This is a genomic window from Mesorhizobium sp. M7A.F.Ca.CA.002.05.1.1 (assembly GCF_003998335.1).
GTDB lineage: Bacteria > Pseudomonadota > Alphaproteobacteria > Rhizobiales > Rhizobiaceae > Mesorhizobium.
In genome coordinates this window covers 1-10,747 of sequence record NZ_RZQI01000114.1, presented here as the reverse complement: position 1 = coordinate 10,747, position 10,747 = coordinate 1, and the positions used below count along the sequence as shown (strand labels likewise).

The following is a 10,747-nucleotide window of genomic DNA, read 5'->3' as shown; positions in this document are numbered from 1 at the left end:
ATCAACGACCAGGCTAGCCGAAGCTGGGCGGCCGAATGGATCGCCAGCCTTGTTGCCCACGAGAACGTCACCGTCACGCCGGAGGTGAAGGAGGCTATTTGGTCAGCGCTGGCCAGCCTTGCCACCGCGCCGGCGCAGGAACGCACACTGACCGGTCTTTCGGTCCTGCTTCAATCCAATGCGCTGAAGACCGCATTGATGCCCTACACGCTCGATGGTCCCTTCGGCCGCCTGCTCGATGCCGATCATGATGGGCTGGCCTTGTCGGATGTGCAGTGTTTCGAGACCGAGGAGTTAATGCACAGCCAAGGCGCTTTGCTGCCAGTGCTTACCTATCTGTTCCAGCGACTTGAGGAACGGTTCGACGGACGGCCCACGCTGATCATGCTCGACGAGGCGTGGGTCTATCTCGACAATCCGCTGTTCGCCGCCCGCATCCGCGAATGGCTGAAGGTGCTGCGAAAGAAGAACGTGTCGGTTGTCTTCGCTACGCAGTCGCTGGCTGATATCGCGGGCTCTGGCATAGCGCCGGCAATCATCGAAAGCTGCCCGCAGCGCATTTTCCTTCCCAATGATCGTGCCGTGGAACCCCAGGCGCGCACAGCCTACGAGCGCTTCGGTTTAAGCGAGCGGCAGATCGAATTGATCGCCCGCGCCACGCCGAAGCGTCAGTATTATCTGCAATCGCGCCGCGGCAACCGTCTGTTCGAGCTCGAGCTTGGCCCCATCGCTCTTGCGCTTTGCGGTGCTTCCGATCCGGCCACGCAGACTCTGATCGACAGGATCATGTCCGAAGACGGGCAAGGCAGCTTTGCCTCGCAGTTCCTGATCGCGCGCGGCCTCGATTGGGCCGGCGAACTTCTCAAGCAATTCCCTCAACCAGACAAGGAGCAATTCTCATGATGCGGCGACGCCTTCTCTCCGGCCTGATCACCGTTTCCCTGATCGCCAAGCCTATGGCCGACTATGTGCAGCCCGCCTACGCCCTTATCGTGTTCGATCCGTCCAATTATGCGCAGAACGTGCTGACGGCCGCGCGCGCATTGGAGCAGATCAACAACCAGATCCAGTCGCTGCAGAATCAGGCGACCATGCTGCAGAACATGGCGCGCAATCTTCAGCGTCTGGATTTCTCTTCCGTTGGCCAACTCACCGGTTCGCTCCATCGCATCGACGGCTTGATGGACCAGGCGAGTGGCCTCAGCTTTGATCTGGGCAAGCTTCAAGACCAGTGGCGCAGCCAATATCCGGAAAGCTACGACGCCACGATCAAAGTCAGCGATGTGGCGAGTGCTGCGCGGGAGCGTTGGCAAACCGCCATGCAGGCGTTCCGCCAGACCATGGGTGTCCAGTCGCAAATCGTCGAGAACGTCCGCGCCGACGGCGATCTGCTCGCCGATCTCGTCAACCGCAGCCAAGGGGCGGCCGGTGCGCTTCAGGCAAGCCAGGCCACCAACCAGCTGATGGCGCTTTCGACAAAACAGCAGATGCAGATCCAGACGCTGCTCGCAACGCAGTTTCGAGCTGAGGCCGAGGATGCCGCCCGCAAGGCCCAGTCAGACGAAGCCGCCCGCGAGATGACGAAGCGATTCTTGGGTACCGGCTCGGCTTATCCCGGCAATTAATCACGAGTTCATCACGACGAGAAAGGCAGCGGCATGAACGACCTTGGCGTCATCGATCGCTTCATGGAGACCTTCATCCGCTACATCGACAGCGGGTTCGGTCTGCTATCGGGCGACCTCGCCTTCCTCACTACCATTCTGATCGGCATTGACATCACACTTGCCGGCCTGGCGTGGGCGCTCGGCGACGAAACCAGCGTTCTCGGCCGGCTTGTCCGCAAGGTGCTCTATGTTGGCGTCTTCGCCTTCATTCTGAACAATTTCAAGAACCTCGCCGATATCGTTTATCGTTCTTTTGCCGGTCTCGGGATTAAGGCGTCGGCCGGCAATCTGTCGGCAGACAATCTCTTGCGCCCGGGCCGCATTGCCGCGACCGGTTTCGAAGGTGCTTGGCCAATGCTTGACCAAGCCAGTCAGCTCCTGGGCTTCCCGGAAATCTTCGGCAACGCACTGACCATCTTCGTGCTGCTGATGGCCTGGTTCCTGGTCATCATCGCCTTCTTCATCCTTTCCATCCAGCTTTTCATCACCATCCTAGAGTTCAAGCTCACCACGCTGGCAGGTTTTGTTTTGGTTCCATTCGCACTTTGGAACCGTTCAGCGTTCCTGGCCGAACGCGTGCTCGGCCATGTTATCTCGTCAGGCATCAAGGTGATGGTGCTCGCCGTCATTGTCGGTATCGGCTCCACGCTCTTCGGGGAGTTCGCTTCCGCATTGCAAGGCAAGGAGCCGGATCTTGCCGGTGCCATGTCCCAGGTACTGGGCGCACTGGCACTGCTTGGCCTTGGCATTTTTGGGCCGGGGATCGCGTCGGGTCTTGTCTCAGGCGCACCGCAGCTTGGGGCGGGCGCCGCCCTCGGCACGACCGCGGCGGCAGCGGGTGTATCACTCGTTGCTGGAGGCACAGCATTTGCTGGCGCGCGTATGGCAACCAGCGGCGGTCTCGCCGCCATCCGAGCCGGCACAACAATGGGATCGGCTGCTTCCACGTCATGGCAGATCGGGCGCGCAACCTCGCCCGACGCTGGCCTCTCCGGTGTGGCTGCTGGAATGCATGGTGTAACCAGTGCAGCTGGCGGCGCCGCTATACGCATAGCGCGATCCGCCACTGCAAGTGTTGGGCGCAACGCCGATGCCGGGCGCGATGCCGCGTGGACCGCGACCGGCGGCGCGCCGACAGCGTCAATGACCGAACGCTCTGCCGGTTCGGCCACTGTTTCGGCGCCGACGTGGGCAAGGCGCCTACGTTCTGAACAGACCGCCCGGGCAAATCGCCACGCTGCCGTGCAAGCTGTCCGAGACGGAGACCGGCCGGGAGGCAGCGCCAACCCCTCTCTCAACGACAAGGATGACTAGATGCTCTTCAAGCGACCCGTGCACCGTTACGGCAAAACACCCGAACCGGTCACGCCGTATCAAAAAGCCGCCCAGCTGTGGGACGAGCGCATCGGCTCATCTCGACTGCAGGCCAGGAACTGGCGGATCATGGCCCTTGGCTGCCTGGCCTTGGCGACCGGGCTTTCCGGCGGACTCGTATGGCAGTCGATGCAAAGCCGTGTCGTGCCTTATGTCGTCGAGGTCGATGGCTTCGGCGAGACGCACGCCGTCGCGCCGGCGATCCGGAATTATGAGCCCTCGGATGCTCAGATCGCCTGGCATCTCGGCCGCTTCATCCAGAATGTCCGTTCCGTTTCCACCGATCCGGTTTTGGTACGGCAGAACTGGTTGGCAGCGTACGACTTTGCTAGCGATCGCGCAGCGCTCTTCCTCAACGAATACGCCAAGGCGAACGACCCCTTCGGTCAGATCGGAACGCGCAGTGTTTCGGTACAGGTCACCAGCGTGGTCAGAGCCTCCGAAAGTTCATTCCAGGTCAAATGGACCGAGCAGGTGTTTGAGCGCGGAAGCCTTGCCAGCACGATGCGCTGGACTGCGATCCTCACGATCGTGATCCGCTCGCCAAGCAATACGGATCAGCTGCGCAAGAATCCGCTCGGCGTCTTCATCAATGCCATTGACTGGTCACGCGAGCTCGACAGCGCCGTCCCAGCCCCCCTTTCTCCGACGGAGTCCACCAATGAAAGGTAAAATGTCACCGATTCGTGCCGTGCTGATCCTATCGGTGTCGGCAGCGGTCGTTTCCGCTTGTGCATCGAAGAAGGTGCCGCCGCCTGAGATTTCCTATGACGCTGCCGACTTCAAACCGGCCGCGATCGAAAAAGCGCCGGAGAGGCCGATTAGAATTGTCGAGGTGCCAAAACCACTGCCGCTGCCTGGCCAAATGCAGCCCGAGCCCGGCAAGGCCGAGGACAAGCGCCCTCCTGAAGAACGCGTCGCTGATGCCAACAAAGCCGCGACCCAGCAACCCACCAAGTACGGGTATGTTAATGCAGTGCAAGTCTACCCCTTCACCGATGGCGCGCTTTATCAACTCTATGCCGCGCCGGAGCGCGTGACCGACATCGCTCTGCAGCCGGGCGAGAAACTAACCGCCGTGTCGGCTGGCGACACCGTGCGCTGGGTCATTGGCGATACCGCAAGCGGCACCGGTGACAATCAGCGCACCCATGTTCTGGTAAAACCCTTCGCGCCGGGTCTTGCCACCAATGTCGTCATTACGACGGACCGGCGGACCTATCATTTGCAGCTTCAAAGCACCGAGAAGACCGCAATGGCGGCAATCTCCTGGACCTACAGCCAAGACCAGATCATCGCGCTTCGCCAGCGCAATGCTCAAGCCGAGGCAGTTACACCGGTCGCGTCGAATATCGCGCTCGAAAACCTTCGCTTTCGCTACTCAATCAGTGGCGACACACCGCCCTGGAGACCGACGCGAGCCTTCGACGACGGCAGCAAGGTCTATATTGAGTTCCCTCGTCGCATAGATCAGGGCGAGGCGCCACCACTCTTCATCGTCGGCGCAGATGGGAGCAGCGAGCTCGTCAACTATCGCGTGCGCGGCAACTATTACATCGTCGATCGGCTCTTCGCCGCGGCCGAACTTCGCCTCGGCACCAAGCGGCAGCAGGTGATCCGCATCAGCAGGATTGACGGCAGGCAACCGCAACGGCGGATCTCGCTCTTTCGCGGCAGCCGGCGAGGTGAGGGCTCATGATCGAAAATTCCCGCTCTGGCATCCCGCCGAAACTGGATCCCGAGGAACTGCAGCTTCGGGCCTCTCCCCGCCGCGTGGTGCGGTTCAGGCGCGGTGTGATCATCGCGATCGCAGCGCTCGGATCCGGCGCTGTCTTCGGCGTTACCATGATCGCCCTCCAGGGGCCGGCCCTTCGCATCAGGGATCAGGCGGAAGATCTCTACAACACTCAGCGCAAACCAACCGCCGAGGGACTCGATACGCTTCCCCATGACTATTCCGGCATGAAGCCGAAGCCTCCCGTCCTTGGGCTACCTTTGCCGGGCGACCTCGGCCGCCCCATCCTCGAGCGGCAGCGCCAGCTCGGCATCGTGCCGGGCCAAGACATCTCGGCCGAGGAGCAGCGTCTAGCGCAGCAGGCGATCGAAGCGCGTGAATCGCGGGTGCTTTTCCGCGTCGAAAATCGAGCTCAACAGACAGATGTCGGAGAGAGCGTGCAAACTGCTCAGCATCCATTTGAGGCGCTTCCCCAATCCGAAGCAGGACGCGCGTCAGCCTCGGTGGCGGCGGCGGAAGGCGACCAGAACAATCAGCAGCGAAAGCTTGATTTTCTCAGCCAGCGGAGCACTGGCGGGATCTACAATCCGCATGCGCTTCAGACGCCGATCTCGCCATATCAACTGATGGCTGGCAGCGTGATTGCCGCCAGCCTGATCACCGGCATCAATTCCGATTTGCCGGGCCTTGTGGTCGCGCAAGTCACCGAAAATGTGCACGACACGGTCACGGGCAACATATTGCTGATTCCGCAGGGCTCACGTCTTATCGGCGTCTACGACAGCGTCGTCGCGTTCGGGCAAAAGCGAGCGCTGCTGGTCTGGCAGCGCATTCTGCTGCCCGACGGCTCGTCGGCCGAAATCGACAATCTGCCCGCGAGCGACACCGCCGGCTACGCAGGGCTGGAAGACAAAGTCGATTTCCACACTTGGCAGATGATCAAGGGAGTGGCGCTTGCCACATTGCTCGGTGTCGGCACAGAATTCAGCCTCGGCGAAAACGAGAGCGATCTGGTCAAGGCGATCCGGGAATCAGCCCAGCAGAACGCCAGTCGAGCCGGCCAGCGCATCACCGAAAAAAACCTCAATATCCAGCCCACCATCGTCGTCCGCCCAGGTTGGCCACTGCGCGTCATCGTGCACAAGGACATCGTGCTGCGGCCATACGCCAGTTGAGCAGGAGTTATCATGGCTGACCTGAAACTTGGAAAACTTCCGGACCGAACAGCTTCGAAGATCACCATTACCGTCAGCGCGGAGCTGAGCCAAACACTCAAGGAGTATGCTGCACTTTACCGTCAGACCTATGGTCAGTCTGAAACCGTGGCAGAACTCATCCCTTTCATGCTGGCGGCGTTTCTGGAAGGCGACCGAGCCTTTGCCAAGGCCAGAAAAGAACGTCTGCCGACGGAGCTTGCCGGAAAATCGTGACTCCTCCGCTAGGGCAGCTGGAACATTGCCTAGCTGTCGCGACCTACCTGCGAAGCATAGGATCAAACACCTTGAAATGCAGGTATGCGCAAGAGTGGATGTGGAAGGAGATACCGCGCAACAGCCTAAGTTTGCATTTTCGATTTTGATGCGGTAGTCGGCTATGAGCGGTCAAAACGAACGCAGCTGGTTCGCCGATCGACCAAACGGCGAGCGCACTGTGCTTTGCTCAGACCGCCACCGAGTGCCTCGCCGTTCCCCCTTTGAAATATGTATCGAACTTGGCCGCGATGGTTCGAATGAAGGGGCGACTTTCAGTCCGTACGAGGAAACTGTCACCATCGAATTCAAGCGCTCGGGCAGGATCGTGGAGTGCGATGGACCTCGAGCGATGAAGGAGCTGCTCGCCGGCTTTGCCGAACCGCTCCACCAGGTCGACTGCCGAGAAGGCAAAATCACACATCAGCCGCTCGATGATCCAGCCACGGACGCGATCGTCGTCGGAAAGGGCAACGCCGCGCACGGCAGCCAACCCGCCATCCGCAACCATGCGCCCGTACCCGGAAGTCGAAGCCATGTTCTGCACGTAGCCTTGGCGAAAACGACCGATGGACGAAGGGCCAAGTCCGATGAGTGTCGGGCAGCGATCCTCAGTGTAGCCCTGAAAATTGCGATGCAAAACCCCTGCGCGGGCCGCTATGGCCAGCGCATCGTCGGGCTTCGCGAAATGATCGAGTCCTATTGCCTCATATCCCTTGGCGACAATTGCCCGCGCCGCGAGTTGAGATTGGGCGAAACGCTCAGTGGGACTCGGCAGCCATGCCTCGTCGATCATCGTCTGATGCTTCTTGAACCAGGGCACATGTGCGTAGCCGAACAGGGCCATCCGGTCTGGCTCCAAGGTCAGTGCCTGCGCCACCGTGGAACAGATCGTCTCGCGTGTCTGATTCGGGAGCCCGTAGAGCAGGTCCAGATTGACCGATTCGACGCCCCGCGAACGAACCCCGTCGACGACTGCCTTGGTCTGCAAAAAACTCTGCTCACGATTAATTGCTTTTTGCACTTGCGGATCGAAATCCTGCACGCCGAGGCTCGCCCGCGTTACGCCGATTTGAGCAAGTGCATCAAGGCGCGCCTTGTCCATGTCGTTGGTTTCGATTTCGATGCTGACCGTAGCATCCGGGAGAAGGTCGAAGCTGTCCCGCAAGGCCGCTCCAAGAGCAACCATATCATCGGGCCTCAGAATAGTTGGCGAACCGCCACCGAAGTGGATTGCACGGACATGTGCCTTGCCGCTCACCAGACCGGCAATCGTGACGATTTCGGCATTCAGCGAGCGCAGATAAGCGGCCACCGGCTCATATTGGTGCGTCTGCTTGGTGTGGCAGGCGCAGAACCAGCAGAGCTTGTCGCAGTAAGGAATGTGCAGGTACAGCGAGATTTCGTCGCCGCTTTCCAGCGTCTCCAACCAGCCACGGTAAATGGCAGCATCGATCCCCGAATGGAAATGCGGCGCCGTCGGATAGCTGGTGTAGCGTGGGACGTTCTCGCTGAGTTTGACAGCTATTTCCGATTGCATCTCGCGTTCACCGTGTTGCCCGCCGGAACACTGCACGCATCGCTGAAGCAGACCCTGATCTCGATCAGCCGCGCTCATGGACAAACCGCCGCAGGATTTCTCTACCCTGGATGGGTATCCTGCCGGCAGTTAGGATCGGGTAAGGCGAACGCATGACCTTTCGGCAAGACATTCATAGTTCCGGCATTCCTGTTCTTTGCTTCCCTTGCGAGGCACGGCGTCGCGGTGTCTGCGGTGCGCTCGATCCAGACAATTTGGTTGGGCTCGCCAAGACTTGCTCGCGTCGCCGGATCGAGTCAGGAATGGAGTTGACCGGCGAGGCACAGAACGTCGACAGCTACTCCAACGTGCTTTCAGGCGTGGTAAAGCTATCAAAGAGCCTGTCGGATGGGCGCCAGCAGATCGTCGGTCTCCAGTTTGCACCGGATTTTCTGGGACGTCCTTTCAAGGAGGAAAGCTCGATCAATGCGGAAGCGGCAACAGCAGTCACGCTGTGTTCGTTTCCGCGAGCGGCCGTCGAACGGATGATGAAGGCGTCACGGGAATTCGAGCATCGCCTGCTCAAACAGACGCTGAATGAACTCGATGAGGCGCGCGAGTGGATGGTGACGCTGGGGCGCAAGACAGCTCCGGAAAAGGTGGCGACTTTTCTCCTCATGATGGCCCGGAATATCGATTCCAGTCTCGATGCGGCTTCCGGGTCGGCCTCCTTCGATCTGCCGCTGACGCGTGCCGAAATGTCTGATTTCCTTGGAATCACCAGCGAGACCGTGAGCCGCCAACTGACGCGATTGCGGGCTGACGGGGTGATTCGGATTGAGAACGCACGCCATGTGACGGTGGACAGCATAAGCCGTCTGGAGAAGCGCTGTGGCGGCGGACGCGAGCGGCCCTAAGCGGCGAGGCCATGTCGCATGACTCCGGGGCGGGCCGTGTTTGCCTTTTAATGCGATGTCGCCGCGCCTTCGACGAAGCGGCGTCACGGTCGAGACAAACAGCTTTCGGCCTTTGATAGGAACGTGACCAATCGCCAGGTGTGTTTCGGCACATACCGGCGAAGCATGGTCCTTAATCTGCCACGGCTCGGCGGAACGATCGCGTTCGTTTCCAATGGGATCCGAACAACGTTTGGCAGGGCATCGGCAATAGCATCCAACGCGCGCAGAGCCTCAGCTTTCGCCTCAGCGATCGCGTCTGCGCCCGCCCAACCCAGGGAACGCCTTCCATGAGGGGGTGAGCCCGCGCTGCGTTCCTCGTTCATTCGCCACCTGCTGATTGCGCCGCACAAAATCGTGCGGCCTGACATAGATCAGGGCGAGGGGGCGGCGGCTGCGCGATTAGTGCGCTGCGGATTTGGCATCCACCAGATTCGAGATCGGGATCTGCAATGAAATTCGGCACAGAGATCGTCCTTCTAAGCGTGTTCGCTTTTGCGGCCCTGGTGGCCGCCGGCTTCGGCGTGGATGAACCTTTCCGCCGACACATGTGGGTGTTGTTCTTCGCAGTGGCTGGTTTCACTGCGATCCTGTTGCGCAACACGGAGTTCAGGCCAGCAGCTCCGATTGACCCATCCGCTTACATGGATGGTCCGATCCGCTACGGCGCGATCGCCACCGTGTTCTGGGGTGTCGTCGGCATGCTGGTCGGCGTGGTGATCGCGCTGCAGCTCGCCTACCCCGATCTCAACATCCAGCCCTGGTTCAATTTCGGTCGTTTGCGGCCGTTGCACACATCCGGTGTCGTTTTCGCCTTCGGCGGCAACGCGCTGCTTTGCACGTCTCTGTATGTCGTGCAGCGCACCTGCCGCGCGCGCCTCTTCGGCCGTGATCTCGCCTGGTTCGTCTTCTGGGGCTACCAGCTTTTCATCGTCATGGCCGCGACCGGTTATCTGCTCGGCATCACCGAGGGCCGCGAGTACGCCGAACCCGAATGGTATGTGGATGTCTGGCTGACCATCGTCTGGGTCGCCTACCTCATTCTGTTCCTTGGCACGATCCTGAAGCGCAAGGAACCGCATATCTACGTGGCCAACTGGTTCTACCTGTCGTTCATCGTGACCATCGCGATGCTGCATGTGGTCAACAACCTGTCCATACCAGTCTCGTTCCTGGGCTCCAAGAGCTACTCCGCCTTTTCAGGGGTCCAGGACGCCTTGACGCAATGGTGGTACGGCCACAACGCGGTCGGCTTCTTTCTCACCGCCGGCTTCCTCGGCATGATGTATTATTTCGTGCCCAAGCAGGCGAACCGGCCAGTCTATTCGTACCGGCTGTCGATCGTCCATTTCTGGGCTATCATCTTTCTCTACATCTGGGCCGGGCCGCATCACCTGCACTACACCGCCTTGCCCGATTGGGCGCAGACGCTCGGCATGGTGTTCTCGATCATGCTGTGGATGCCGTCCTGGGGCGGCATGATCAACGGCCTGATGACGCTGTCCGGCGCCTGGGACAAGCTGCGCACCGATCCGATCATACGCATGATGGTGATGGCCGTCGCCTTCTATGGCATGTCGACCTTCGAAGGCCCCATCATGGCGATCCGGGCGGTCAATTCGCTGTCGCATTATACCGACTGGACCATCGGGCACGTCCATTCGGGTGCGCTCGGCTGGGTCGGCATGATCTCGTTCGGCGCGATCTACTACATGGTCCCGAAGCTCTGGAACCGTCAACGGCTCTACTCGCTGAGGCTCGTCACCTGGCACTTCTGGCTGGCGACACTCGGGATCGTCGTCTACGCCGCGGTGATGTGGGTGTCCGGCATCATGCAGGGCCTGATGTGGCGCGAATATGGCGAGCAGGGCTTCCTCGTCTACTCCTTCGCCGAAACCGTCGCCGCCATGCACCCCTACTATGTCATGCGCGCCATCGGCGGCGCCATGTACCTCTCCGGCGCCCTGATCATGGCCTGGAACATCACCAGGACCATCCTCGGCCACCAGCGCGAGGAGGAGCCGATG

Annotated in this window: 10 protein-coding genes; 9 read left to right on the top strand and 1 reads right to left on the bottom strand. The window is 60.4% G+C overall.

What is annotated here, in order from left to right; genetic code table 11:
- The 7 genes from EN939_RS08630 to EN939_RS08600 form a co-directional block, all read left to right on the top strand.
- Positions 1-903, top strand: a 903-nt coding sequence (locus EN939_RS08630; protein WP_442919526.1) for a TraG/VirB4 family ATPase, incomplete at its 5' end; no start/stop codon positions are given.
- Positions 900-1,625, top strand: a complete 726-nt coding sequence (gene trbJ, locus EN939_RS08625) for a P-type conjugative transfer protein TrbJ (protein ID WP_024502854.1) — start codon at positions 900-902, stop codon at positions 1,623-1,625. The genes EN939_RS08630 and trbJ, both read left to right, overlap by 4 nt.
- A gap of 33 nt (positions 1,626-1,658) precedes the next feature.
- Positions 1,659-2,981, top strand: coding sequence for a P-type conjugative transfer protein TrbL (trbL, locus tag EN939_RS08620; RefSeq protein WP_024502855.1), 1,323 nt, complete (start codon positions 1,659-1,661; stop codon positions 2,979-2,981).
- On the top strand, positions 2,982-3,713 hold the full coding sequence (gene trbF / locus EN939_RS08615) for a conjugal transfer protein TrbF (RefSeq protein ID WP_024502856.1): 732 nt from the start codon (positions 2,982-2,984) through the stop codon (positions 3,711-3,713).
- A gap of 1 nt (position 3,714) precedes the next feature.
- Positions 3,715-4,740 carry a P-type conjugative transfer protein TrbG gene (gene trbG / locus EN939_RS08610; protein ID WP_127232321.1) on the top strand — a complete coding sequence of 342 codons (1,026 nt, stop codon included), beginning with the start codon at positions 3,715-3,717 and terminating at the stop codon, positions 4,738-4,740.
- Positions 4,737-5,951 (top strand): TrbI/VirB10 family protein, encoded by a 1,215-nt coding sequence (locus EN939_RS08605; protein WP_024502858.1) that lies wholly within the window; start codon positions 4,737-4,739, stop codon positions 5,949-5,951. Before trbG ends, EN939_RS08605 begins: the two co-directional genes overlap by 4 nt.
- A 12-nt stretch (positions 5,952-5,963) precedes the next feature.
- Entirely contained in the window at positions 5,964-6,206 is a 243-nt protein-coding gene (locus EN939_RS08600; protein ID WP_024502859.1) for a DUF2274 domain-containing protein, read from the top strand.
- Positions 6,207-6,435: 229 nt separating this feature from the next.
- Here EN939_RS08600 and hemN read toward each other — a convergent pair whose 3' ends face one another.
- On the bottom strand, positions 6,436-7,785 hold the full coding sequence (hemN, locus tag EN939_RS08595) for an oxygen-independent coproporphyrinogen III oxidase (protein WP_024502860.1): 1,350 nt from the start codon (positions 7,783-7,785) through the stop codon (positions 6,436-6,438).
- A gap of 152 nt (positions 7,786-7,937) precedes the next feature.
- On the opposite strand from hemN, the gene EN939_RS08590 reads away from it, so the two are divergent.
- Together EN939_RS08590 and ccoN are read left to right on the top strand one after the other, a co-directional pair.
- Positions 7,938-8,681, top strand: a complete 744-nt coding sequence (locus EN939_RS08590) for a Crp/Fnr family transcriptional regulator (protein WP_024502861.1) — start codon at positions 7,938-7,940, stop codon at positions 8,679-8,681.
- Between the two features lie 491 nt (positions 8,682-9,172).
- On the top strand, positions 9,173-10,747 hold a 1,575-nt coding region (gene ccoN / locus EN939_RS08585; RefSeq protein WP_127267680.1), incomplete at its 3' end, for a cytochrome-c oxidase, cbb3-type subunit I.